This is a genomic window from Streptomyces sp. NBC_00510 (assembly GCA_036013505.1).
Lineage (GTDB): Bacteria > Actinomycetota > Actinomycetes > Streptomycetales > Streptomycetaceae > Actinacidiphila.
On sequence record CP107851.1, the window covers coordinates 5,182,931 to 5,208,109 of the forward strand.

Sequence of the window (25,179 nt, forward strand, 5' to 3'; positions counted from 1 at the left end):
CCCGGGCCCGGGGCTCACCTGGCACTTCACGTAGAGTGCGGCTGCTGTGCGCGACCGTTCCCGCCGACCTCCGAGGTGACCGTGATGGACGACGACGCGTCCGCCCCCGTGGCCGTCGTCGGGATCGGCGCCGACGGCTGGGCCGGGCTGCCCGCGGCGTCGCGGGAGGCGCTCACCGGGGCCGGGGTCGTCCTCGGCGGCCCGCGCCAGCTGGAGCTGCTGCCCCCCGAGGTGACCGCCGAGCGGGTCGCCTGGCCGTCGCCGCTGCGGCCGGCCGTGCCGGGGCTGATCGCCGCGCACGCGGGGCGGCGGATCGCGGTGCTGGCCAGCGGTGACCCCATGTTCCACGGCATCGGCCGGACCCTCACCGAGGTGCTGGGAGCGGACCGCCTCCGGGTGCTGCCCCACCCCTCCTCGGTGTCGTACGCCTGCGCGCGGCTCGGCTGGGCGGTGGAGGACACCGACGTGGTGAGCCTGGTCGGGAGGCCACCGGCCACGCTGGCGGGCGCGCTGTACGACGGACGCCGGGTGCTGGTGCTGAGCCGGGACGCTGACACCCCGGCCGCGGTGGCCGGGCTGCTGCGCGAACGGGGCTACGGCGTCAGCCGGTTGCGGGTGCTGGAGCAGCTGGGCTCGCCCCGCGAACGGATCCTGGACGGCACCGCCGGCGACTGGCCGCACCCGCCCGGCGATCCGCTGAACGTCGTCGCGGTCGAGTGCGCCGCGGAGCCGGCGGCCGCACCGCGGCTGGGCCTGGTCCCCGGGCTGCCCGACGGCGCGTACGAGCACGACGGGCAGCTCACCAAGCGCCACGTACGGGCCGCGACCCTGGCCGCGCTCGCGCCCGCGCCCGGCGAGCTGCTGTGGGACGTGGGCGGCGGCTCGGGCTCGATCGCCGTCGAGTGGATGCGGGCGCACCGCACCTGCCGCGCGGTCACCGTGGAACGCGACGCCGTCCGCGCGGAGCGCATCGCCCGGAACGCGGCCGCGCTCGGCGTCCCGGCACTGCGGGTGGTGACCGGCGCCGCCCCTGCCGCGCTGGACGGACTGCCCGTCCCCGACGCCGTCTTCGTCGGCGGCGGGCTTACCGCGCCCGGCCTCCTGGAGGCTTGCTGGGCGGCCCTGCGGCCGGGCGGGCGGCTGGTCGCCAACACCGTCACGCTGGAGTCCGAGGCCCTGCTCGCGCGGTGGTACGCGCGGCACGGGGGCGAACTCGTCCGGCTCGCCGTCGCGCACGCCGCCCCGGTCGGCGGCTTCACGGGCTGGCGCCAAGCCATGCCCGTCACCCAGTGGTCCGCCGTCAAACCCGCGGGAGTGCAGCCATGACCGTCCACTTCATCGGCGCCGGACCCGGCGCCGCCGACCTGATCACCCTGCGCGGCCTGCGGATCCTGGCGGCCAGCAAGGTGTGCCTCTACGCCGGGAGCCTCGTCCCCCGCGAACTGCTCGCCGAGTGCCCGCCGGACGCCCGGCTCGTGGACACGGCGCAGCTCACCCTCGACCAGATCACGCGGGAGCTGGTCCGCGCCCACGAGGAGGGCCACGACGTGGCCCGGCTGCACTCCGGCGACCCCTCCGTGTTCAGCGCCGTCGCCGAGCAGATGCGCCGCCTCGACGCGGCCGGCGTCCCGTACGACGTCGTCCCCGGCGTCCCCGCCTTCGCGGCGGCCGCCGCGGCCCTGAAGCGGGAGCTGACGGTGCCGACCGTCGGCCAGACCGTCATCCTCACCCGGATCGCGCAGCAGGCCACGCCCATGCCGGAGGGGGAGGACCTGGCGACGCTGGGCCGCAGCGGCGCGCTGATCGTGCTGCACCTGGCGGCCCGCTACGTCGACCGCGTCGTGGCCGAACTCACCCCGCACTACGGGGCCGACTGCCCGGCGGCCGTCGTCGCGATGGCTTCGCGCCCCGACGAACTGGTGCTGCGCGGGACGCTCGACGACATCGCGGAGCAGGTCAAGGCGGCCGGTGTGGTCCGCACCGCGGTCATCATCGTCGGCCGCACGCTGGGCGCGGAGCAGTTCCGCGACAGCCACCTGTACTCGGCCGAGCGCGTCCACCGCCACGCGGCGGACTGCGGCGCATCCTCCTAGCGGTTCCCGCTCGGGGCCTCAGCCGAGGTCGTGGTCGAACCGGATCCGTTGGGTGCCGTCCTCGTCGATCGCGAGCCCGGCCGGTGCCGGTGATGCCGGTCGGTGCGGCGGTGCCGCTCGTGGGGACGACGACGGAGAACCCGGCGGCGCGCTCGCTTCCGGAGGCCGTCGCCGGGTGCGAGAAGTCGAAGGTGCCCTCGCCCTCGAAGGGCTTCCCGATCGTGGCGACCCCGACCGGGGTCCCGGTGGTCACGGGCGGCCCCGGCACGAGCCCGGTCGGCACGAATGCCGTGACGGTGAACGTTCCCGCGGCTCTCACGCGTCGAGCCCGGCGACGGGGCCGGCTCCGCGCGGCGGGTCAGCCGGTGCGGCCGACGATCGTCCCGGCGCGGTCGATGCAGATGACGTCGACGGCGACGGGTGCCTCGCGCAGGACGCCGACGGCGGTGCGGCGGGCGGCCTCGGCGACCAGGTCGCCGAGGGGTACGCCGTGGGCGAGGCACGACTGGACGGCCTGGAGGCCGGTGTTGGCGGTGGCGACGGCCTCGGCCAGGGCCTCGTCGGCGCCGCCGCGGCGGGCCAGGTCCGCGAGGAAGGCCTTGTCGACCTGCGAGCGGGAGGAGTGCAGGTCGAGGTGTCCGGCGGCCAGCTTGGACAGCTTGGCGAAGCCGCCCGCGAGGGTGAGCCGCGGCACCGGGTGGCGGCGCAGGTACTTCAGCACGGCGCCCGCGAAGTCCCCCATGTCCAGCAGCGCGTCCTCGGGCAGCCCGTGCACGGCGACGGCGACCTTCTCCGACGTCGACCCCGTGCAGCCCGCGACGTGGGTGCGGCCCGCCGCCCGTGCCACGTCCACCCCGCGCCGGATGCTGTCGATCCACGCCGAGCAGGAGTAGGGCACGACGATGCCGGTGGTGCCGAGCACCGACAGCCCGCCGAGGATGCCGAGCCGCGGGTTCCACGTGCTGCGCGCCAGCTCCTCGCCGTCGTCGATGGAGACGGTGATCTCGGCGTCGCAGGCGGCGCCGCGGCGGGCCGCGACCTCGGCGAGGTGGTCGCGCATCATCGTGCGCGGGACGGGGTTGACGGCGGGCTCGCCGACGGCGAGCGGGAGCCCGGGCCGGGTGACGGTGCCGACGCCGGGGCCGGCGCGGAAGACGACCCCGCTGCCCGGGGCGCCGTGGCGCACGGTGGCCCGGACGAGCGCGCCGTGGGTGACGTCGGGGTCGTCCCCGGCGTCCTTGACGACGCCGGCGGTGGCCCAGCCGGGGCCGCGCTCCTCCACCGCGAGGGCGAAGGCGGGGCGCTGCCCCTTTGGCAGGGTGATCGTCACCGGGTCGGGGAACTCGCCGCCCAGCAGGGCGGTGTACGCGGCGGTGGCGGCCGCCGTCGCGCAGGCGCCGGTGGTCCAGCCGTGCCGCAGCCCGGTCCGCTCCAGCTGGGCGCTCCGGCCGCCACTCACGGCGCCCCGTAGGGTGCGGGGGTGACCGGCAGACAGCAGCACGTCCTCGTCCTGGGCGGCACCACGGAGGGCCGCCGACTCGCGGAGGCGCTGGCCGCCGAGCCGGCGGCGTGGCGGGTCACCAGCTCGCTCGCGGGGCGGGTGGAGCGGCCCCGGCTGCCGCCGGGGGAGGTGCGCACCGGCGGCTTCGGCGGCCCGGCGGGGCTCGCGGCGTGGCTGCGCGCGCACACGGTCGACGTGGTCATCGACGCCACCCATCCTTTCGCCGGGACGATGTCCTTCAACGCCGCCGAGGCGGCCTCGGCCACCCATGTTCCCCTGCTCGCGCTGCGGCGCCCCGGGTGGGTCGCCGGTCCCGGCGACCGCCGGTACCCGGTGGCCTCACTGGCGGAGGCGGCCCGGGTGCTGCCGGAGCTCGGGCGGCGGGTCTTCCTCACCACGGGCCGTACGGGGCTGGCGGCCTTCGCGGGGGTCACGGACCTGTGGTTCCTGGTGCGTTCGGTGGACGGCCCGCAGCCGCCGCACCCGCCGCGGATGGAGGTGCTGCTGGACCGGGGCCCGTTCACCCTGGACGGGGAGCGGGAGCTGATGCGCCGGCACCGCGTCGACGTGCTGGTCACCAAGGACAGCGGCGGCACCGCCACCGCGCCCAAGCTCGCGGCCGCCCGCGAACTGGGCCTGCCCGTGGTCGTCGTGGAGCGCCCGCCGGTCCCGGAGGGCGTCCCCGTCGTCCCGGACGTGCCGGGCGCGCTGGAGTGGCTCCGCGCGCGCACGGCCTGAACGGGGGTCCCGGGCGTCAGGCCGGGTAGCGCCGCGGCGTCCACACCACCGTGGTGCCGTCGCCGCGCCGCACCGCCCTGGTCTGCGACGAGCCGACGAGCAGCACGCACCGCATGTCGACGGTCGCCGGGTCCAGGTCCTCCAGCGTCGTGACCCGTACGGCCTGCTCGGGTCCGCCGACGTCCCGCGCGACGACCACGGGCGTCCCCGGCACACGCCCCTCCCGGAGCACCTTCAGCGCGGTCTCCAGTTGCGTCCTGCGGCTGTGGGAGGCCGGGTTGTAGAGCGCGAGCACGAGGTCGGCGGCGGTGGCGGCGCGCAGCCGTTCCTCGACGACCGTCCAGGGCTTGAGCCGGTCCGACAGCGACACGACCGCGTAGTCGTGACCGAGGGGCGCCCCCGCGAGCGCCGCGGCCGACTGGGCGGCGGTGATGCCGGGCACGACCCGTACGCGGACGCCGAGGTAGGGATCGGCGGAGGCGGCCTCCAGCACGGCCGTGGCCATGGCGAAGACGCCCGGGTCGCCCGAGGACACCACGGCGACCTTCCGCCCTCGCCGGGCGAGGTCGAGGGCGAACTCGGCGCGTTCGGCCTCGACGCGGTTGTCGGAGGCGTGCCGCGACTGCCCGGGGCGGACCGGGACGCGGTCCATGTAGGCGGTGTAGCCGACGAGTTCGTCCGCCCCGGCGAGCGCGGACCTCGCCTCCGGCGTCAGCCACATCGGGCCGGCCGGGCCGAGCCCGACGACCACGACCTCGCCGTCCGCCGGGGACGGGTCGGGGGCGGGCCGTTCGTCGACGCGGCTGGGCAGCACGGCGACGGCGAAGTAGGGCACCGACTCCGGGTCGACGTCGGCCAGCATCTCCAGGCGCTCGGCGTCCATCGTGGCCCGCTCGACGTAGTGCGCGTCCGCCAGCCGTCCGGCGGTCTCCAGGGCCCGGCGCACGGCGGGGAAGGTGCGGCCGAGCTTCATCACGGCCGCCGCGTCGGCGGTCGCGAGCCGGGCCGCCAGTTCCTCCTCCGGCAGCGTGCCGGGGAGGATCGTCAGGACTTCCTCGCCCTCCACCAGGGGCCGCCCGATGCGGGCGGCGGCCGCGCTGACGGAGGTGACGCCGGGGATCACCTCGGCCGGGTAGCGGTCGGCGAGCCGCTTGTGCATGTGCATGTACGAGCCGTAGAAGAGCGGGTCGCCCTCGGCGAGCACGGCGACCGTGCGCCCCGCGTCCAGGTGCGCGGCGAGCAGTTCGGCGGACTCGGCGTAGAAGTCGTCCAACGCGCCCCGGTAGCCGCCCGGATGGTCGGTGGTCTCCGTCGTGATGGGGTACATCAACCGCTCCTCGATCTGCTCGGGGCGGATGTGCGCCGCGGCGATCGAGCGGGCGATGCTGCGGCCGTGCCGGGCGCAGTGGTACGCGATGACGTCGGCGGAGCGGATGACCTCCACGGCCCGCACGGTCATCAGGGAGGGGTCGCCGGGGCCGAGGCCCACTCCGTAGAGGCGGCCGGTGGTCATAGGATTTCGCTTTCGGTCGCAAGGGCGTTGAGGGCGGCGGCCGCCAGGGCGCTGCCGCCGCGCCGTCCCCGCACCACCAGGTGCTCCAGGCGCGAGGGGTGCGCGGCCAGGGCGTCCTTGGACTCGGCGGCGCCGACGAAGCCGACGGGCACGCCGATGACCGCCGCGGGGCGCGGTGCGCCCGCCTCGATCATCTCCAGCAGCCGGAACAGTGAGGTCGGGGCGTTGCCGACGGCGACGACGGCGCCCTCCAGCCGGTCCCGCCACAGTTCCATCGCGGCGGCGCTGCGCGTGGTGCCGAGTTCGGCGGCGAGCGCCGGGACGGCGGGGTCGGAGAGGGTGCAGACCACCTCGTTGTCCGCGGGCAGCCGCTTGCGGGTCACGCCGCTGGCGACCATCTGCACGTCGCAGAGGATCGGTGCCCCGGCGCGCAGCGCGGCGCGCGCGTCCGCGACCACCGAGGGGCTGTAGGCCAGGTCCCGTACGAGGTCGGTCATGCCGCAGGCGTGGATCATGCGGACGGCGACCTGCGCCACGTCCGGTGGCAGGCCGTCGAGTTCCGCCTCGGCGCGGATGATGGCAAAGGACTGACGGTAGATCTCCGGTCCGTCCTTCTCGTACGCGATCACGTCGTCCTCGGGGGTGGTGGGGTGCTGGCGCGGCGGGCGGTGTGCAGGGCGGCGGGCAGGTCCGCGGTGACGTCGGCGGGTTCGGCGGGGACGGCGCCGGCCACGGCGACGCGGTAGCGGCCGTCGGCGCCGGCGACCACGTCGACCCACGAGCCGTCCGGGTGGCCGCAGCGGCGTTCGCAGCCGGAGAAGTGCACGGGCAGCAGGCGGTGTGCCGGTTCGGGGGCGGCGTCGCGCAGCGCGGCCCCGGCGTCGGCGCGCACGTCCGCCAGCGACTTGGCGCACCCGGGCCGCCCGGCGCAGGCGGTCACCCCGCGCCACGGGGAGTCCTCGCCGGTCAGGAACCCGGCCGCGGCCAGGCGCTCCAGCGCCTCTTCGGCGGTTCCTGCCGGGAGGCCCGGGAGGACGACGCCGCGCCAGGGCGTGACCCGCAGCTCGCCTTCGCCGGAACGTGCCGTCTCCGCGAGGAGCCGCCAGGCCCCGGTGGTGAGCCGCCCGAGGCGTACGCCCACGGACAGCGCGCAGGTGGTTCCGTCCGGGTGCGGGACGAGACCGAGCCGGGGCGGGCCGCCCGCGGTGGCGTCCGAGGGGCCCGCGGGAGGGGCGCCCGCCGCGTGCAGCAGCACGGCGAGGGCGGCGCCGTCCGGGTCGATGTCGGTGACGCGCCAGGCACGGGCGCCGCGTTCGGCGGCGAGGGTGAGGAAGGTCTCCGCGGCGCGCACCGCCCAGCGCGGCGCGTCGCCGGCCGGTACCCGGGCGACGGGCCGTCCGGCGATGCGGAGTTCGGCCGTGGCGGTGCCGGACCGCGCGATCAATGTCACATCGGCGCCGAGCGCGGCGGTGTCACCGCGGCCGTCGTCGAGGGCGAAGAGGAAGCGGCCGGAGAGCCCCGCGGCGGCCGGTGAGGCGCACAGCAGGGCGTCCAACTCGCGTATCCAGCCCCGCAGGTCGCCGTGGCCGCGGCCGTCGAGCCCGGCGAGCGGCGAGGCGACGACGTTGCGGGCCCGTTCGTGGGCCCCCGAGGGCAGCAGTTCCGCCGCACCGAGGAGCGCCGCCAATTCCGCCCCCGCGCCGGGGTCGCGCAGTCCGCGCACCTGCAGGTTCCCGCGGGAGGTGAGGTCGATGCGGCCGTCGCCGAGGCGGTCCGCGGCGGCCGCCGGCGCGTCTGCCTGACGTATCGTCAGCAGGCCGCCGGGGATGCGGATCCGGGCCAGCGCACCGTCGTCGGCGGCGTGCAGCCGCAGCGCGCCGGGGCAGGCGTCGTCGCGTCCGCGCCCCGCCGTCGCTGCGGCGAAGGCGCCGCTCACGGGGGGATCGGAGGGCGACGGCATGGCCGCGAGCATACCCGCGGGGTACTCGGGGACGTACGGGCCGCGGGGCCCGTGCGAGCGGCCCAGCGCTTACTATGCTGCGCGGGCAGGTCACCCAGCCGCGCCCACGCCATCGACGGCATCAGCGGAGGAAACCGGTGCGATTCCGGTGCGGTCCCGCCACTGTCACCGGGGGCCGGCGTGCGAACGCCGGGCCCCGGGAGCCAGGAACTCCCGCCGTCCTCCACCGGCCCGGGGCGCGGACCCCGAGGAAGGCACGCCTGACGTGATCCTGCTGCTGTCGACCTCCGACACCGACCTGCTCAGCGCCCGCGCCGCGAACGCCGCGGGCGGTGCCGTCCCGTTCCGCTTCGCCAACCCCGCCCGGCTGGGGCAGGACGACCTGCCCGGCCTCCTCGACGGCGCCGACCTGGTCGTCGTACGGCTCCTCGGCGGACGCCGCGCCTGGGAGGAGGGCCTGGACGCGCTGCTCGCGGGGCCCCGGCCGGTGGTCGTGCTCACCGGTGAACAGGCCCCGGACGCACAGCTGATGGAGCTGTCCACCGTGCCCGTCGGCATCGCGGCCGAGGCCCACGCGTACCTCGCGCACGGCGGCCCGGCCAACCTGGAGCAGCTGGCCCGCTTCCTGTCCGACACGGTGCTGCTCACCGGCCACGGCTTCGAACCCCCCGCCTCCGCCCCCTCCTGGGGCAGGCTGGGGCGCGCCGCAACCGTCACCGACGGCCCGCTGGTCGCCGTCCTCTACTACCGGGCCCACCACATGAGCGGCAACACCGCCTTCGTGGAGGTCCTCTGCACCGCGATCGAGCAGGCCGGCGCCCGGGCGCTCCCGCTGTACGTGGCCTCGTTGCGCGCGCCCGAGCCCGAACTGCTCGACGCCCTGCGCGGTGTGGACGCCGTCGTCACCACGGTGCTCGCGGCCGGCGGCACCCGCCCGGCCGACGCCTCCGCGGGCGGCGACGAGGAGGCCTGGGACGCGGGTGCGCTCGCCTCGCTGGACGTGCCGGTGCTGCAGGCGCTCTGCCTGACCTCCTCCCGTGGGACGTGGGAGGGCAGCGACGAGGGCCTGTCCCCGATGGACGCCGCGACGCAGGTCGCCGTCCCCGAGTTCGACGGCCGGCTGATCACCGTCCCGTTCTCCTTCAAGGAGGTCGACGAGGACGGCCTGCCGGTCTACGCCGCCGACGCCGAGCGCGCCGCCCGCGTCGCGGGGATCGCCGTCCGCCACGCACGGCTTCGGCACATCCCGGTCGCGGAGCGCCGTCTGGCGCTCGTGCTGTCCGCGTACCCGACCAAGCACTCCCGCATCGGCAACGCGGTGGGCCTCGACACCCCCGCCAGCGCGGTCGCGCTGCTGCGCCGGCTGCGCGCCGAGGGCTGGGACTTCGGGCCCGGGCAGGAGATCCCGGGCCTGGTCTCCGGTGACGGCGACGAGCTGATCCGGGCCCTGATCGACGCGGGCGGCCACGACCAGGAGTGGCTGACCGAGGAGCAGCTGGCCGCCAACCCGGTGCGCATCCCTGCCGCCGACTACCGCCGCTGGTTCGCCGCGCTGCCGGGGGAGCTGCGGGACGCGGTCACGGAGCACTGGGGACCGCCGCCCGGCTCGATGTTCGTCGACACCAGCGCCAATCCCGAGGGCGACATCGTGCTGGCCGCGCTGCGCCGCGGCAACCTGCTGATCCTCATCCAGCCGCCGCGCGGCTTCGGCGAGAACCCGATCGCGATCTACCACGACCCGGACCTGCCGCCCTCCCACCACTACCTCGCCGCGTACCGCTGGATCGCCACCGCGCAGGCCGACGGCGGCTTCGGCGCCGACGCGATGATCCACCTGGGCAAGCACGGCAACCTGGAGTGGCTGCCCGGCAAGAACGCGGCCCTGTCCGCCGCCTGCGGTCCCGACGCGGCCCTCGGCGACCTGCCGCTGATCTACCCGTTCCTCGTCAACGACCCCGGCGAGGGCACCCAGGCCAAGCGCCGCGCGCACGCCACCCTCGTCGACCACCTGGTCCCTCCGATGGCCCGCGCGGACTCCTACGGCGACATCGCGCGTCTGGAGCAACTGCTCGACGAGCACGCCGCGATCGCCTCCATGGACCCGGCCAAGCTGCCCGCCGTCCGCGCGCAGATCTGGACGCTGATCCAGGCCGCCAAGCTCGACCACGACCTGGGCCTGGAGGACCGGCCGCACGACGCCGAGTTCGACGACTTCCTGCTCCACGTCGACGGCTGGCTCTGCGAGATCAAGGACGCCCAGATCCGCGACGGCCTGCACGTGCTGGGCCAGGCCCCCAGCGGAGCCGGGCGGGTCAACCTGGTGCTGGCCATCCTGCGCGCCCGGCAGATCTGGGGCGGTACGGCCGCGCTGCCGGGGCTGCGGGAGGCCCTGGGCCTGGACGAGTCCGCGGCCACCCGCGTGACAGCGGACGCGGCCGAGGAGCAGGCCCGCGCGCTGGTGCAGGCCATGGAGGACGCGGACTGGGCGCCGGAAGCCGTCGCCGAGGTCGCGGGGGGCCTGCCCGAGGACGTCGCCCGCGTGCTGGACTTCGCCGCCCGGCAGGTCGTGCCGCGGCTGGCCCGTACGACGGACGAGACCGAGGCCGTCGTGCACGCCCTGAACGGCGGCTTCGTGCCCGCAGGCCCGTCCGGCTCGCCGCTGCGCGGCCTGGTCAACGTGCTGCCGACCGGCCGCAACTTCTACTCCGTAGACCCCAAGGCCGTGCCCAGCAGGCTCGCCTGGGAGACCGGCCAGGCCCTCGCGGACTCCCTCCTGGCCCGGTACCGGGAGGACAACGACGGCACCTGGCCGCAGTCGGTGGGCCTGTCGCTGTGGGGCACCAGCGCGATGCGCACCGCGGGCGACGACGTCGCCGAGGCGCTGGCGCTGCTCGGCGTACGGCCGGTGTGGGACGACGCGTCCCGCCGTGTCACCGGCGTCGAGGCCGTTCCCGCGAAGGAGCTGGGCCGCCCGCGCGTCGACGTCACCCTGCGCATCAGCGGCTTCTTCCGGGACGCGTTCCCGCACGTCGTGGGCCTGCTGGACGACGCGGTGCGGCTGGCCGCGGGCCTGGACGAGCCGGACGAGGTCAACTTCGTGCGCGCCCACACCCGCGCCGACCTCGCCGCGCACGGCGACGAACGGCGCGCGACCACCCGCATCTTCGGCTCCCGGCCGGGGACGTACGGGGCGGGTCTGCTGCAGCTGATCGACAGCCGCGACTGGCGCAGCGACGCCGACCTCGCCGAGGTCTACACGGTCTGGGGCGGGTACGCCTACGGGCGCGGCCTGGACGGGCGCCCGGCCCGCGAGGAGATGGAGACCGCCTACCGGCGGATCGCGGTGGCCGCGAAGAACACCGACACCCGCGAGCACGACATCGCCGACTCCGACGACTACTACCAGTACCACGGCGGCATGGTCGCCACCGTCCGCGCGCTGACCGGCCGTTCCCCCGAGGCGTACATCGGCGACTCCACCCGCCCGGAGACGGTGCGCACCCGCTCCCTGGCCGAGGAGACCTCCCGGGTCTTCCGCGCCCGGGTCGTCAACCCCCGCTGGATCGAGGCGATGCGGCGGCACGGCTACAAGGGCGCCTTCGAACTGGCCGCCACCGTCGACTACCTCTTCGGCTACGACGCCACGACCGGTGTCGTCGCCGACTGGATGTACGACAAGCTCGCCCGCACCTACGTCCTGGACCCGGAGAACCGCGCCTTTCTCCAGGAGGCCAACCCCTGGGCGCTGCACGGCATGGCGGAGCGGCTGCTGGAGGCGGAGTCGCGCGGCATGTGGGCCGAGCCGGACCCGGAGGTCGTCGCGCAGTTGCGGCAGGCCTTCCTGGAGACCGAGGGCGACCTGGAGGGCGGGCCCCAGGCCGACACGGCCTGACGGCCCCGGACACGCCTCGGGCCCGCCTCCCGGAGGGGACGGCGGGCCCAGGGCGCCGTGGACGGGTCTCAGTTGGCGAAGTTCGCGCCCACTCGGGGAGAGCCGGTCAGGGAGACGCCGAGCGTGCCGGAGAAGGCCTTGGCGCCGGTCGTGGCGATCTTCGAGCCGTTGGAGAGCAGCACGGTGACGTTGCCGTCGCCACCGTTCTCCCCGATGGCGTCGACGGTCAGGTCGGCCTTGCCGTCACCGTTGACGTCGTCGAGGTGGACCTCGGTGCCGAAGCCGTCGTAGTTCTCGTTGCCGCCCGGGACCCCGGCGGTGTCCTGGGAGAAGAGCTGGGTGCCGCTGGTGGTGTTGAGGCCGTTGGGCGAGCCGTAGAGGACGGTGACGGTGCCGGCGTCCTTGTACACGCCGAGGTCCTCGCCCGGGGCGCCCACCGCCAGGTCCTGGAAGCCGTCGCCGTTGACGTCGCCGAGGTGCAGCTCCAGGCCGAAGCTGTCGCCGGTCTCCGAGCCGCCCGGCACGTTCCCCGTCTCCTGGCTGATGGAGGTGGCGCTGCCCGGGCCCGAGGCGTTGCCGTAGATGATCCGGACCTTGCCGCCCTTGACCGATCCGGGGACGCCGGAGGTGGCGTCCCAGTCGACGCCGATCACGATGTCGCCGTAGGAGTCGCCGTTGACGTCGCCGATCGCGGTGATGACGCCCGCCTGGAGCTTCACCGCGGCCGAGGCGACGAGACCGGACGCGGAGCCCGGGACGTAGTAGTTGGCGTTCCAGCCGTGCGCGCTGGTGGTCTCGTAACCGTCGACGACGAGATCGACCCTGCCGTCGCCGTTGACCTCGCCCGCGGTGAGGTTGAGCGGGCCGGCGTCGCTGCCCGAGTGGATCGGGGCCTTGACCGTGTAGCGGCCTCCGTAACCGCTGCTGGTGATCCCGCCCTTGTACACGTAGACGCTGCTCGAGGACGAGCCGATGGCCAGGTCGTCCTTGCCGTCGCCGTCGAAGTCGCCGGCGGCGAGCGCCTTGCCCCAGCGGTGGCCCTTGGCGGGGGCGGGGTCGGCGATGTTGGTGCCGCCGGTCAGGCCGCCGGCCGAGCCCCAGAGGACGGTGACGGTGCCGCTGTCGGCGCCGGCGGTGAGGTCCTCGCGGGAGGAGCCGACGGCGAGGTCGGTGTAACCGTCCGCGTTGAAGTCGCCGCCGGCACTCGTCCAGCCGAAGGCGTCCCCGGTCTCGGCGGAGCCGGGCACGCCGGCGGTGTTCTGGCTGACGGTCTTGCGGTGGGTCGCGGAGAGGCCGGAGGCCGAGCCGTACATGGCGACGATCTGGCCGGCGCCCTTCTTGCCGTTGACGTAGGCGTCTCCGGCGGAGAAGGCGACGTCGGCGTAGCCGTCGCCGTTGAAGTCGGCCTTGTGGCCGGTGCCGGTCGCGGAGGCGGTGCCCGTCGACATCGCCAGCAGGCCGCCGGTGAGGGCGGCCGCGGCGGTGGCCGCGAGGGTGATGCGTATGCGCTGGTGCATGCGGCTGTTCTCCTGTGCATGCGGGGGCACCTGGGGGGCGCCCACGGTCTGTGGTGTGCTGCGCGCCCTGTTCCCCCGGTGTTCACCGGGGCGCAGTGTCGCGTTGGCGTATCCCAGACTCGCGGCGGCACGGGGAGGTTGCGGGGGAGCGGGAAGTTTCTCGTGTGATTTTCGAGGTGCGCGGTGCGGGATGCGCGGTGCGAGGTGCGCCCGCGGGCCGCGGTGATGGCGTCACCCGATGGTCGGCGCCGCCGAGGGCGAGGGCGGCGCGGCCGAGGGGTTGACGACGAGCGTCGGCTCGCCCGGGACGGGTGTCGGCGCGATCAGGTCCTTGGGGTCCGTGGTCGGACTGGCGGTGGTCTGCGCGACGATCGTCGGGAAGTCCACCAGCCCGGTCCGCTCCATGACGGTGATGTGGTCCAGCACGGTGTCGTTGGCCTGGTCGGCCAGCTGCCGCACGAGGCTGTTCATGGTCGTGGAGCGGACCTTGGCGATCGTGTTGAAGATCTGGCCGTGGGTCAGCCGCAGGATGTTGGCGAGCTTGCTGTCGAAGTCGCCCCCGGAGGCGGAGGACAGGGTGCCGAGGAAGCCCATCTGCTGCGGCGTGGGCTGGTTGGGCAGCGGTATGCCGAGCTGCGCGGCCACCGTGCGGTCGGCGCTGTCCAGTGCGGTGTGCCCGTCGATGAGGTGCCGCCCGGCGGTCTTGACCGCCTGCGTGGTGCCCTTCTGCTCCGCCATCTGCCCGGCGGGGAACTCCCACAGCCCGGCGAGCCGCACCTTGACGACGAATTCCCGGTCGAGGGGGGTCAGCGGCCCGTACGGGGTGGTCACCGCCTGCACCTCGGGGGAGGACGCCGCGACGTTCGCCCCGGACATCGCCGGGTACACGAGCGCGGCGATCGTGCACACCAGCGCTCCGGTGACCAGGGCGGTCCCCGCCGTGAACCGGTTGGCCTTCATGGCGCCTCCTGGGTCGGGATTCGTACGCGCTTCCGGACCGTAGGGCCCGTCGCGGCGCGGCGGTACTCCTGCGCGGTTTCCCTGAGCGCGGGCGGTGGTTGTTGGTACGGTGCAAACTTTCGCCTGTGCAACGGAAAGTGCCCGGGGCGGCGCGGGGCATGTCTCCCCCCGGTCTTGGGCGGGGCGACGGTTCCCCGTAACGCGGACGTCGGCCGGCGGCGCGAGCCTGGGCGCATGGACGCCACCGCGCTGGCACGTTCCCTACTGGAACCGGTACCGGCCCACCGGACCGCCGGGATCCAGGTGCTGCGGGCCGGGGACTGCGCCGCCGAGGTGGCGCTGGACACCCCGCACGGGCTGACCAACGTGATCGGCAGCCTGCACTCCAGCGGGCTGATCGCCCTGCTCGACGCGGCGGGCCTGGCCGCGGTGATCGGCGCGGTCGAGGCCCCCGGGGAGTTCGACGGCGTGGTGCCGCTCGGGGCCGCCGCGACGGTGGAGTTCCTGGCCCCGGCACGCGGCCGGCTGGTGGCCTCCTGCGCGCTGGGCGAGTCCGCGCGGCGCACGCTGCGGGGCGTGCTGTCCGGGGACGGCGACCGGGCACGGCTGGCGACGGTCGCGGAGATCAGGGACGCGACGGACACCGTGGTGTGCCGCGGGGGCTTCGACTGGAGCGTCCGCCGGGTCCGCCGCGCCTGACCGGGAAACGCCCGGCGAACATCTGACGGCAGGACAGGGAAGGCGCCGCCGGGGCCCCGGCGGCGCCGTACGGTGACCGCACTGCAGGAGAGATCACCGGGGAGCGGGGCGAGAGGTGGGCGACTGGCTGAGCGCCGACAACGTGGTGGCGGTGCTGACCGCGCTGCTCGGTCTGGTGGTCTCCGTCGGCGTGGTCTGGTACGAGCGCCGCGTCCCGCGCCGGCGGCGCATCGGCTACCGCGTCCAGATGGACACCCCCATCGGCAGCGACGACCCCGACGGCGGGGGCGGCGGCCGCAGCGTACGGCTCGGGCTCTTCAACGACCTCCCCGACATGTCGGACGCCACGCTCGTCCTGATCCGGGTCGAGAACGACGGCGGCGAGGCCGTCACCGACACCGACTACACCAACCGCGACCCGGACCGCGCGCTCACCGTCGTCTTCGCGGGCCGCACGGTCCGGGGCGTGGCCGTCACCGAGGCCGACGCCGGGCCGCTGATGGACCACTTCGCCCCCGCGGGGGACACCGGCGGCGTACGGCACCAGGGCAACGTGATCCACCTGCCCCGGGTCCCCCTCAACCGGGGCCAGCACTTCAAGCTGCTCGTGCTGCTCACCGGCGGCCACGTCGGCGGCGGCGTCCGGGTCACCGGCGGCGTCCGCGACGGCGTGGTGGTCCCCAACAAGGCCATGCCGGTGGACGCCAAACCACCGCTGTTCAGCCGGGCCGCCCGGTGGATCACCATCCTGCTCACCCTCTGCGTGACCGTCCTGGCCGGCATCATCGTCGTCCGCGAGGACCCGCCGCCGCCCATCGGCTGCGCCGCCGGACGGCTCACCGTCACCGGCTCCACGGCCTTCGCCCCGGTCATGGACGAACTCGCCCGCCGCTACGCCGAGGACTGCCCCGACGCGAGGATCACGGTCGACGCGCACGGCAGCAACGAGGGCGTCCGTGAACTCGCCGACACCGGGGCCTCCGGCGTCGTCGCCCTCTCCGACGGCCCCAAGCCGGACGGCGAGCCGCGCCTGGAGGAGAACCGCGTCGCCGTCTCCGCCTTCGCGCTGGTCGTCAACGACGACGTCCCGGTCCGGGACCTGACCGTCGAGCAGATACGTCGCGTGTACAGCGGGTCCGTCGTCAACTGGAGGCAACTGGGCGGCCCCGACCTGCCCGTCCTCCTCGTCAGCCGCAACGCCGACTCCGGCACCCGCGACCTGTTCCGCCGCCACATCCTCGGCGGCCACGGCGAGCCCGCCTTCACCTCGCGCGACTGCCGCACCCGCAACTCCCCCGAGGACAAGGCCATCCGCTGCGAGCTGGACAGCACGGAACAGGTCCTCAAGACCGTCGCCCGCCTCCCCGGCGCCATCGGCTACGGCGAACTGCGCGCCGCCACGGCCTCCCAGGGCCTGCACACCCTGAGCATCAACGGCCGCACCCCCACCCCTGCCGCCATCGGTGACAGCAGCTACCCCTTCACGGAGATCGAGTACGCCTACACCTACGACCGCCCCGCCACGGGCTCGCTCGCCGCGAGCTTCCTCACCTACATGATCCGCGGCGCCGGCCAGGACGTCGTCAAGTCCCACGGCCACCTCCCCTGCTACAGCCCCGAAGGCCTGGAACGCTGCCGCCGCTGACGTAGGGCACCGCGAGACCCACCGGGTGCCGTTGACGACCAGATGGGCGCAGGCCTTGCCGAAGAGGGGCAGGGGCTGTGGGGCGTTGTTGCGCAGGGGGTCGATCGTGCACCCGGCGTGCGCCTTCCCCGGGGACGTCCGGGACGTGCGGTTGCTGGTGTCGGCGTACGTGAAGTCGATGTGCCAGTTGCAGAAGCCGCGTGTGAGGGCGGCCGCGAAGGCAACGTGCAGCCGATGGGGATCTTCACGGTGGCACCGCCGACGCCGTACTCGAGGGCCGAGACGGGGGTGGTGCCCACGGCCGTGGTTGTGGCCGGGGCGCCGCTTCACCCCCATCGTGTGATCTTGAAGCACGCCGGGGCACGGGAGATGGACCGGTGTACGTCATGTGGGGTTCGCCGGGGCGTGGGGCGGGGTGGCAGGGGGCGGCGTTACGGTGGGAAAGGCGTACGCCCGTTCCCGCGGACCCGGAGGTGAGAGGCGGCATGACGACGCTCCCGCACCCCGCGGACCTGGATCTGCTCGCCGGGATGCAGGTCGACTACACCGACCAGGACGACCCCGTGCTGATCCGGCCGGACGGCAGCCCGGTCGAGACGTGGCGCGAGAACTACCCGTACTCCTTCCGCATGGAGCGCAAGGAGTACGAGTGGCACAAGCGGCTGCAGCAGATAGAGCTGCTGAAGCTGCAGAGCTGGATCAAGGAGACCGGCCGGCGGCTGGTGATCGTCTTCGAGGGGCGCGACGCGGCCGGCAAGGGCGGGACGATCAAGCGGTTCACCGAGCACCTGAACCCGCGCGGGGCGCGGGTGGTGGCGCTGGAGAAGCCGACCGAGCGTGAGCGCGGGCAGTGGTACTTCCAGCGGTACGTGGAGCACCTGCCGACCGCGGGGGAGATCGTGCTCTTCGACCGGTCCTGGTACAACCGGGCCGGCGTGGAGCGGGTCATGGGCTTCTGCACGGAGGACGAGTACCAGCGGTTCATGCGGCAGGCACCCGCCTTCGAGCGGATGCTCGTGGACGACGGCATCGACCTGGTGAAGTTCTGGTTCTCCGTGTCGCGCGACGAGCAGCGGACCCGCTTCACGATCCGCCAGGTCGACCCGGTGCGGCAGTGGAAGCTCAGCCCGATGGACCTGGCCTCCCTGGACCGGTGGGACGACTACACCGAGGCCAAGGTCACGATGTTCCGGGAGACCGACACCGAGCAGGCGCCCTGGACGGTGGTGAAGAGCAACGACAAGAAGCGGGCCCGCGTGGAGGCGATGCGCACCGTGCTGGGCCGCTTCGACTACGGCGACAAGGACGAGGAGGTCGTGGGCGTGCCCGACCCGAGGATCGTCGGTGCCGCCGCGAACCTGCTCGAGGCCGGCGAGGCCTGAGCCTTCGCCCCGGCGCGGGCGTGGTGGATGATCCGTCCATTCCCGGCTCCTGATCGGGACGGATCATCCTCTGGTGGCGGCCCGCGCGCCGGGACTACCGTCCACATCCAGCCCTGGACCTGGGGTGATCCCCTGCGCCCGCCCACCCCCGCGGTCGTGCTCCCACCCCCGTACGCCCCCGCGCGACCCCAGGAGCCCGCTTTGGCCGACACCCCCACCCCCGCGCCGCCCTCGCTCACCGAGGTCGAGACGTACGGCGTCGAGCGCATCCCCGACGCCGACCGCACCGCCCGCCCCCTGGACCTGTTCAGGGTCGCGTTCGGCGGGGCCAACACCTTCTCCACCTGCGTGCTGGGCGCCTTCCCGATCCTGTTCGGGCTCTCCTTCTGGCAGGGCCTGGCCGCGACGCTGCTCGGCGTGGTCGCCGGCGCCCTGATCCTCGCGCCGATGGCCGTGTTCGGCCCGGTCAACGGCACCAACAACGCCGTCGCCTCCTCCGCGCACCTGGGCGTGCACGGCCGGATCGTGGGCTCGTTCCTGTCGCTGCTCACCGCGGTCGCTTTCTTCTCCATCTCCGTGTGGAGCTCCGGCGACGCCCTCGTCGGCGGCGCGCACCGTCTGCTGGGTCTGCCGCGCACCACGCTGTCGTACTGCGTCGCCTACGCGCTCTTCGCGGGTCTGGTGCTGGTCGTGTGCGTGTACGGCTTCCGCTTCATGCTCTTCGTCAACAAGATCGCCGTCGCCGCCGCGACCGTGCTCTTCCTGGTCGGCGCCTTCGCCTTCGCGGGCGACTTCGACCCCTCGTACGCGGGTGTCTTCACCGACGGCGCCTCCCCCGACACCCAGGCCCTGTTCTGGCCGTCCTTCGTCGGCGCCGCGCTGATCGTGCTGTCGAACCCGGTGTCCTTCGGCGCGTTCCTCGGCGACTGGTCGCGCTACATCCCGGCGGACACCCCGCGCCGCCGCGTGGTCGGGGCCGCCTTCCTCTCCCAGATCGCGACGCTGCTGCCGTTCCTCTTCGGCCTGGCCACGGCCAGCATCATCGCCGCGAAGGCCCCGAAGTACGTCGATCCGGCCGCCCCGGACTTCGTCGGCGGCCTGCTGGCGATCTCGCCGGGCTGGTACTTCCTGCCGGTCTGCCTGCTGGCCCTGATCGGCGGCATGTCCACCGGCACGACCTCGCTCTACGGCACCGGCCTGGACTTCTCCAGCGTCTTCCCGCGGCTGTCCCGGGTGCAGGCGACGCTGCTGGTCGGCGTGGTGTCGATCTCGTTCATCTTCATCGGCCGGTTCGGCCTGGACCTGGTGCAGAGCATCTCGACCTTCGCCACGATCATCATCACCTGCACCACCCCGTGGATGGTGGTGATGATGCTGGGCTTCCTCACCCGCCGCGGCTGGTACGACCCCGATGCGCTGCAGGTCTTCAACCGCCGCCAGCGCGGCGGCCGGTACTGGTTCGCCCACGGCTGGAACTGGCGCGGCATGACCGCGTGGTGGGTCTCCGCCGCGCTCGGCGTCGTCTTCACCAACATCCCCGGCCAGTTCGTCGGCCCGCTGGGCGACCTCGCGGGCGGCGTCGACATCAGCCTGCCGCTCTCCCTGGTCACCGCCGCGGTGCTCTACCTCGGCCTGCTGGCGACGTTCCCCGAGCCGCGCGGCGCGTACGGGCCCGAGGGCGCCCGGCTGGTCCGCACCGCCGACACCCCCGTGCCGCCGATCACCGGGCCCGGTGCGGACGACGCGGACCGGGCCGCCCTCGCCGGAGCGGAGGCATGAGCGTGGCCGCCGGTGGCCCGGGGTGGGTGGACCTGTCCGTGCCCGTGGTGACCGGCATGCCGGTGTACCCCGGCGACCCCGAGGTCGAGGTCGCTCCCGCCCTCCGGGCCGCCGAGGACGGGGTGAACGTGCTGCGGCTGCACCTGGGCTCCCAGTCCGGCACGCACGTCGACGCCCCCTTCCACGTGGACGACGCCTGGCCCGCCCTGGACGAGCTGCCGCTGGACCGCTTCGCGGGACCGGCCGTCGCCGCCGACGTGCGGGGTCTCGCCCCGCGGGCGGCCATCACGCCCGGGGCGCTGGCCCCCGCGCTGGCGGCGGCCCGCCCGGGCTCGGTGCTGCTGCTGGCCACCGGCTGGTCCGCCCACTGGGGCACCGACCGCTACGCGGCCCACCCCTGGCTCACCCCGGAGGCGGCGCGGGCGGTGGTGGACGCCGGGATCCGCACGGTGGCCGTCGACGCCCTCAGCGTCGACCCGACGCCCGATCCAGGCGACCCGGACCCGGATTACTCCCTCCCCGCCCACCGCGTGCTGTGCGGGGCGGGCGGCGTCATCGCGGAGAACCTCACCAACCTGGCTCCGGTCCTGGCCGCCCTGGCCGAGGGCCGCGCGGTCGACGTCGCCCTCTTCCCCCTCCGGCTCCCCGCCGCGGACGGCGCCCCGGTCCGCGCCGTCGCCCGCGTCCACGGCTGACCCGCGACGCGGGCGAGGCCGCCCCGGAGGTTCCGGGGCGGCCTCGCCCGTGTGCGTCGTACCCGTGTGCGTCCGCCGGACGGCGTCACTTGGTGAAGTACAGGTACTTCCACGAGCCGTAGGTGGTGGCGTTCAGGCTGTCGCCCGAGCTGCCCTTGATGTACGAGGAGCGCATGCGGGCCCGGATCCCGGCCTCGCCCGGGGCCCCCAGCTGCACGCGGCACTTGCCGTCGGTCCCCAGCTGGAAGTACTCGGTGCCCGCGGAGTACCAGCGGCCCTGGTAGTAGACCTGCAGCTCGAACCGCTGCGAGCGGCCCGCGTGGTAGGTCATCGACGTCGTGAGCAGCGGGTCGGTGTTCTTGTGGAACCAGTAGTACGTGGTCGAGCCGATCTTCCCCGTCTTGTAGTGCCGGGAGACGGACGTGGAGACCTTGACCTGCGTGCCGATCGAACGGGACACCGACTTCGGCGCGTAGGAGAAGTCACCGCCGAACGAAGCCCAGAACGTGGTGTTCCGGGTGACCTTGTAGGTGACCTTGAAGTCGCCGGAGGAGTTGACCTTGCCGGTCTTCACCAGCTTCTTCGTGCCGTCCGACGCCTTGGCGTAGATCGACAGCACACGGCTCTTGCCGGTCTTGCCGAGGTGACCGGTGACGGTGGCGGTCGAACCGTAGGAGTAGGTCGAGTGGTTGGTCTTGACGCTGACCGAGGTGGCCGCTCGGGAGACCGCGACGCTGTCCTTGCCCAGGGCGGCGACGTGCGTGGCGTCGCCCGCGTAGTGCGCGGAGTAGGTGACGGTGCCGCCGGTGTACGGGGTGTCCGTGAAGCTGAACGTGCCGCCCGACGCGACCGTCTTGGTGCCGAGCGACTTGCCCTTCGGGGTGGTGAGGTCGGTCCGGGTCACCGTGACCTTGGTACCGGCCGGGAAGGGCGCGGCGGCCGTGAGCTTGCCGCTGACCGTGATCTTCGTGGCCCGCTTGGCCGACGTGGGGGCGTTCACGGTGAGGGTGGTCGCCGCCCGCGTGACGTTGACGGTGTCCTTGGCCGTGGCGGCTGCGTGCGTGGCGTCGCCCGCGTAGGTGACCGTGTAGGTGTTGTCGCCCTGGGCGGCCGGGGTGTCCTTGATCTGGAAGGTGCCGTCGCCCGCGACGGTCGCGTTGGCCAGCGGGGTGCCGGTCGTGCTGCGGCTGTCGGTACGGGTGACGGTGACCTGGGTGCCGGCCGCGAACGATTCGGTCGAGCCGAGGGTGCCGGTGACCGTGACCACGGCGCCGGGCAGCGCCGAGGTGGGGGCGTTCACGCTGAGCGTGGTCGCGGCCACGGTGACGTTGACGGTGGCCGCGGCGGTGGCGGCTGCGTGGGTGGCGTCGCCCGCGTAGGTGACCGTGTAGGTGTTGTCGCCCTGGGCGGCCGGGGTGTCCTTGATCTGGAAGGTGCCGTCCTCGGCGACGGTCGCGTTGCCGAGCAGGGTCCCGGTCGTGTCGGTGGCGTCCGTGCGGGTGACGGTGACCTGGGTGCCGGCCGTGAAGGGTTCGGTCGAGCCGAGGGTGCCGGTGACCGTGATCTCGGCGCCGGGCAGCGTCGTGGCAGGGGCGTTGACGGTGAGGGTGGTCGCGGCCTCGGTGACGTTGGCGGTGTCCTCGGCGGTCGCGACGGCGGTGGCGCTGTCGGCCGCGGCCGGCGTTGCCGTGACCCCGAGCAGGGACGCGGTGGCGAGCAGGACGGACAGAGCCGTCCCGCCCGCGAGGTGGCGGGTGCGCAAGCTGGTTCCCCCCAGGCAGGCGGTGGGCCGGAGGTCCTCCGGCGAGACATGGGTGCGCCGCGGGGCGCGGACTCCCGTGGTGGGGCCCGGCGCGCCTTCGTCGGCGGCAAGAGGGAACGCTACGTCATGCCTCTGACAGCGGGCCACTGCATTGTCGGCCCGTGCCGATCCGTTACCGCCGCTTCGCCCGGCGGTGGGGATACCGTGGCCGATTCGATGCCCGGCTCCGTACAACCTCCTTGCGGGGAAGGCGTGTTCAGTGGTCGGCGACCCGCACGGTGACGGTCCACTCCCGAAGTCCCAGGCAGGCCACCTGGTCCGGGGCGGTGGGTGTGGCGCACAGCGGCTGGGTGGCGTTGAGCCGCGCCGTGCCGGGGGCGGTGGCGCGGTAGGCGGCGATGGTGTCGCCGCGGGGGGCGCCGATGCCCGCGTTGGTGGGGGTGAGGGCGCCGCCCTCGCTGGTGACGGGGGACCACGGGCGGTCCGGCGTGCCGTCGAGGGTGACGCGGACGGTGCCGCCCGCGGTGACGCAGACGGTGCGGCCGGTGTCCGCGGCGGTGAGCGCGGCCTCTGCCGCGCAGGCCCCTCCCGAGCCCGCCCCGGAACCGGCGCTGCCGGTGGCGCCCGGGGCGCTGCTCCGGTCGCCGTCCGCCGGGCCGCCGGACTGCGTGCCGCAGCCGGTCAGCAGGAGTGCGGTCGCCGCGAGGACCGCGGCTGTCGTATGACGCATGGATGGCCTCCTTTCCTCTTTGACGTGTTCCAGGCGCAAAAGGGTCCCGGCCGCCTGGTGGCGGCCGGGACCCTTCCCGCGGGGAGGCGGGGTCAGGCCGCGGTCAGGGCGGTGTCGTCGACCACGAAGCCGGTCTGGAGGGAGGAGTCCTCGCTGCCGGTGAACTTCAGGGTGACGCTGGAGCCGGCGAAGGAGGACAGGTCGAAGGTCTTCTGGGTGTACCCGGTGCCCTTGTCGAGGTTGGACCAGGTCGCCAGCGTGGTGGACCCGGCGGTCAGGGTCAGCTTGTCGTAGGCGGTGGTGGTGGTCGTCTCGGCGGTGTCGACGTGCAGCCAGAAGGTCAGCGTGGCACGGCAGCCGCTCGGGACGCTCACCGTCTGGGAGAGCGTGTCGGTGTGGGTGGAGCCGTAGCCGTCCAGCCAGGCCTTGTACGTGCCGCCGTGGGCGGCCTCGCCGCTGTCGCTGGTGATGACGCCGCTGGACGACGTCCACGAGGTGCTGCCGGACTCGAAGTCCGGGTTGCCGAGCAGCTGGGCCGTGGTGCAGGTGCCGCCGCCGGCCGGGGAGACGGTCCAGCCGAAGGACGCGGAGCCGGAGGCGCCGGTGCCGTCGGTGGCGGTGACGGTGGTCTGGTAGGTGCCCGCGGCCGTGGGGGTGCCGGAGATCAGGCCGGTCGAGGCGTTGATGCCGAGCCCCGTGGGCAGGCCGCTCGCGCTGTAGGTGAGCGCGGCCCCGGCGCTGTCGGTGGCCGAGATCTGCAGGCTCTTCGCGGTGCCGACGGTGGCGGTCTGGCTGCCGGGGCCGGTGACGGTGACCGTGTTGCCGCTGCCGGTGCCGTTCTTGAAGGCGGTCACGCCGTTCGGGGTGCCGAGGCCGGTCGGGCCGTCGTAGCCGGCCTTGCCGGTGCACAGGTACGAGCCGGAGCAGCCGCCGTTGGCGCCGCTGGTCACGTCGTAGAGGTTGGCGGTGTGGGCGTAGGGGTACGACGCCGGGTTGGTGCCGGAGGCCGGGGCGCCGGCCAGGGCGTACACACCCGCGATGAGCGGCGCGGAGGCGCTGGTGCCGCCGTAGACCGCCCAGCCGGAGCCGCCGTAGGTGTCGTAGACGGCCACACCGGTGGCCGGGTCGGCGACGGCGGAGACGTCGGCGACGGTGCGCTTGGCGCAGCCGGTGTCGGTCTGCCAGCTGGGCTTGGCGTCGTACGCGGAGCAGCCGGAGCCGGTGCCGTCGCCGCCCGCGCTGGTGCCCCAGACCTTCTCGGACCAGCCGCGGGTGGTGGACGCGGTGGTCAGGGAGGTGCCGCCGACGGCGGTCACGTAGCGGGAGGCGGCGGGGTACTCGGCGCCGTAGCCGGAGTCGCCCGCGGAGACGGTGATGGCGACGCCGGGGTGGTTGAAGTAGGCGCTGTCGTACGACGGGTCGGCGGACTCCTCGTCGCCGCCGTAGCTGTTGGAGACGAACTTCGCGCCGAGCGCCACGGCCTCGTTCACGGCCGCGCCGAGGTCCTCCATGCTCGCGGAGTCCGCCTCGACCAGCAGGATGTTGCAGCTCGGGCAGGCGGCGCTGACCATGTCGAGGTCGAGGGCGATCTCCCCGGCCCAGCCGCTGTCCGGCGTGGGGAGGCTGGTGGTGCTGCCGGTCTGGCTCACCTTGCGGAAGCAGCCGCTCGCGACGGTGCAGGCCGAAAGACCGTACTGGGAGCGGTAGGTGGCCAGGTCGGTGGCGGCGTTGGGGTCGTCGTAGGCGTCGACGACGGCCACGGTCAGGCCGGAGCCGCCGGTGGCGGGCAGGTTGTAGGCGCTGTGCAGGTTGGCCGGGCCCAGACCGGACGGGGTGGCCTGGGGCGAGAGCGTGTCGTCGCGCTTCATCGCGATGTCGGTGCGGCGCTGCGCGAGGCAGCCGAAGTCGCCTGCGGCCGGTGCGCCGCACAGGTGCTTGGTCGGTACGGCGGCGCCCGCCGTGCCGGTGGGGTGCACGGTCTGGGCCGCGGGGGACTGCAGGGCCCGGGCGTTCTGCGTGTCCCGGGCGGTGGGGGTGTGGGGGGCGGCGGCCTGGGCGGCCGGTCCCGCGGCGAGCAGGCCGGTGACGGCCAGGGCGAGCGCGGGCAGGGCCGCGGTCAGTGTCCTTCTCAGTCGCCTCAGCGGCTGTGCGGGTCGGTGTGCAGAGGGGTGCACGGGGTGCCTCCGTCGAGTGCCGGGAGTGGGGGTGTCGCGGCGTGGTGCGGGTGGCTCGGTGCGTAGGGCGGCGGCAGGCCGGGACGGTGCGGGCCGACGGATCGGTGTGGGCCGTGGGTCGATCGGTCATGCGCATGAC

Annotated in this window: 18 protein-coding genes and 1 riboswitch; of the genes, 9 read left to right on the top strand and 9 right to left on the bottom strand. The window is 74.4% G+C overall.

The window, feature by feature from the left end; genetic code table 11:
- The first annotated feature begins 84 nt into the window (after positions 1–84).
- Positions 85–1,326 carry a precorrin-6y C5,15-methyltransferase (decarboxylating) subunit CbiE gene (gene cbiE / locus OG937_23390; protein WUD74427.1) on the top strand — a complete coding sequence of 414 codons (1,242 nt, stop codon included), beginning with the start codon at positions 85–87 and terminating at the stop codon, positions 1,324–1,326.
- Entirely contained in the window at positions 1,323–2,093 is a 771-nt protein-coding gene (gene cobM, locus OG937_23395) for a precorrin-4 C(11)-methyltransferase (GenBank protein ID WUD74428.1), read from the top strand. The genes cbiE and cobM overlap by 4 nt, the downstream gene beginning before the upstream one ends.
- Before the next feature lie 358 nt (positions 2,094–2,451).
- Here cobM and OG937_23400 read toward each other — a convergent pair whose 3' ends face one another.
- Positions 2,452–3,552 (bottom strand): cobalt-precorrin-5B (C(1))-methyltransferase, encoded by a 1,101-nt coding sequence (locus OG937_23400; GenBank protein WUD74429.1) that lies wholly within the window; start codon positions 3,550–3,552, stop codon positions 2,452–2,454.
- A gap of 21 nt (positions 3,553–3,573) precedes the next feature.
- Here OG937_23400 and OG937_23405 point away from each other — a divergent pair, with 21 nt between their 5' ends.
- On the top strand, positions 3,574–4,332 hold the full coding sequence (locus OG937_23405) for a cobalt-precorrin-6A reductase (GenBank protein ID WUD74430.1): 759 nt from the start codon (positions 3,574–3,576) through the stop codon (positions 4,330–4,332).
- 16 nt (positions 4,333–4,348) lie between these two features.
- Here OG937_23405 and OG937_23410 read toward each other — a convergent pair whose 3' ends face one another.
- Genes OG937_23410 through cobG form a run of 3 tightly spaced genes read right to left on the bottom strand, consistent with a single transcriptional unit; the run spans position 4,349 to position 7,805 of the window.
- Complete coding sequence (locus tag OG937_23410; protein ID WUD74431.1) at positions 4,349–5,845, bottom strand: precorrin-2 C(20)-methyltransferase; 1,497 nt, start codon at positions 5,843–5,845, stop codon at positions 4,349–4,351.
- Positions 5,842–6,474 (bottom strand): precorrin-8X methylmutase, encoded by a 633-nt coding sequence (locus OG937_23415; protein WUD74432.1) that lies wholly within the window; start codon positions 6,472–6,474, stop codon positions 5,842–5,844. The genes OG937_23410 and OG937_23415 overlap by 4 nt, the downstream gene beginning before the upstream one ends.
- The gene (gene cobG, locus OG937_23420; GenBank protein ID WUD74433.1) at positions 6,471–7,805 is read right to left on the bottom strand and encodes a precorrin-3B synthase; all 1,335 of its coding nucleotides are present in this window, start codon (positions 7,803–7,805) and stop codon (positions 6,471–6,473) included. Before cobG ends, OG937_23415 begins: the two co-directional genes overlap by 4 nt.
- Positions 7,806–7,932: 127 nt before the next feature.
- Positions 7,933–8,018, top strand: a riboswitch (cobalamin riboswitch).
- Between the two features lie 52 nt (positions 8,019–8,070).
- On the opposite strand from cobG, the gene cobN reads away from it, so the two are divergent.
- The gene (gene cobN / locus OG937_23425) at positions 8,071–11,697 is read left to right on the top strand and encodes a cobaltochelatase subunit CobN (protein ID WUD74434.1); all 3,627 of its coding nucleotides are present in this window, start codon (positions 8,071–8,073) and stop codon (positions 11,695–11,697) included.
- Between the two features lie 68 nt (positions 11,698–11,765).
- On the opposite strand, the gene OG937_23430 is transcribed toward cobN, so the two are convergent.
- Together OG937_23430 and OG937_23435 are read right to left on the bottom strand one after the other, a co-directional pair.
- Positions 11,766–13,214, bottom strand: coding sequence for an FG-GAP-like repeat-containing protein (locus tag OG937_23430; protein ID WUD74435.1), 1,449 nt, complete (start codon positions 13,212–13,214; stop codon positions 11,766–11,768).
- Positions 13,215–13,445: 231 nt separating this feature from the next.
- Positions 13,446–14,174 (bottom strand): DUF4142 domain-containing protein, encoded by a 729-nt coding sequence (locus tag OG937_23435; protein ID WUD74436.1) that lies wholly within the window; start codon positions 14,172–14,174, stop codon positions 13,446–13,448.
- Positions 14,175–14,408: 234 nt separating this feature from the next.
- Between OG937_23435 and OG937_23440 the strand changes: the two genes are divergently transcribed.
- The 5 genes from OG937_23440 (at position 14,409) to OG937_23460 (ending at position 20,374) form a co-directional block, all read left to right on the top strand.
- Entirely contained in the window at positions 14,409–14,873 is a 465-nt protein-coding gene (locus OG937_23440; GenBank protein ID WUD74437.1) for a DUF4442 domain-containing protein, read from the top strand.
- A gap of 115 nt (positions 14,874–14,988) precedes the next feature.
- Entirely contained in the window at positions 14,989–16,518 is a 1,530-nt protein-coding gene (locus OG937_23445; protein WUD74438.1) for a substrate-binding domain-containing protein, read from the top strand.
- Positions 16,519–17,003: 485 nt separating this feature from the next.
- Positions 17,004–17,900, top strand: coding sequence for a polyphosphate kinase 2 (ppk2, locus tag OG937_23450; GenBank protein WUD74439.1), 897 nt, complete (start codon positions 17,004–17,006; stop codon positions 17,898–17,900).
- A 201-nt stretch (positions 17,901–18,101) separates the two neighbouring features.
- Entirely contained in the window at positions 18,102–19,679 is a 1,578-nt protein-coding gene (locus OG937_23455; GenBank protein ID WUD74440.1) for a cytosine permease, read from the top strand.
- On the top strand, positions 19,676–20,374 hold the full coding sequence (locus OG937_23460) for a cyclase family protein (GenBank protein WUD74441.1): 699 nt from the start codon (positions 19,676–19,678) through the stop codon (positions 20,372–20,374). The genes OG937_23455 and OG937_23460 overlap by 4 nt, the downstream gene beginning before the upstream one ends.
- A gap of 85 nt (positions 20,375–20,459) precedes the next feature.
- On the opposite strand, the gene OG937_23465 is transcribed toward OG937_23460, so the two are convergent.
- The 3 genes from OG937_23465 to OG937_23475 form a co-directional block, all read right to left on the bottom strand.
- A complete protein-coding gene (locus OG937_23465) occupies positions 20,460–22,136 on the bottom strand; it encodes an Ig-like domain repeat protein (GenBank protein ID WUD74442.1) in 1,677 nt (558 codons plus the stop codon).
- A 256-nt stretch (positions 22,137–22,392) separates the two neighbouring features.
- Entirely contained in the window at positions 22,393–22,866 is a 474-nt protein-coding gene (locus OG937_23470; protein WUD74443.1) for a hypothetical protein, read from the bottom strand.
- A 92-nt stretch (positions 22,867–22,958) separates the two neighbouring features.
- Positions 22,959–25,040 carry a putative Ig domain-containing protein gene (locus tag OG937_23475; protein ID WUD74444.1) on the bottom strand — a complete coding sequence of 694 codons (2,082 nt, stop codon included), beginning with the start codon at positions 25,038–25,040 and terminating at the stop codon, positions 22,959–22,961.
- Positions 25,041–25,179 lie beyond the last annotated feature (139 nt).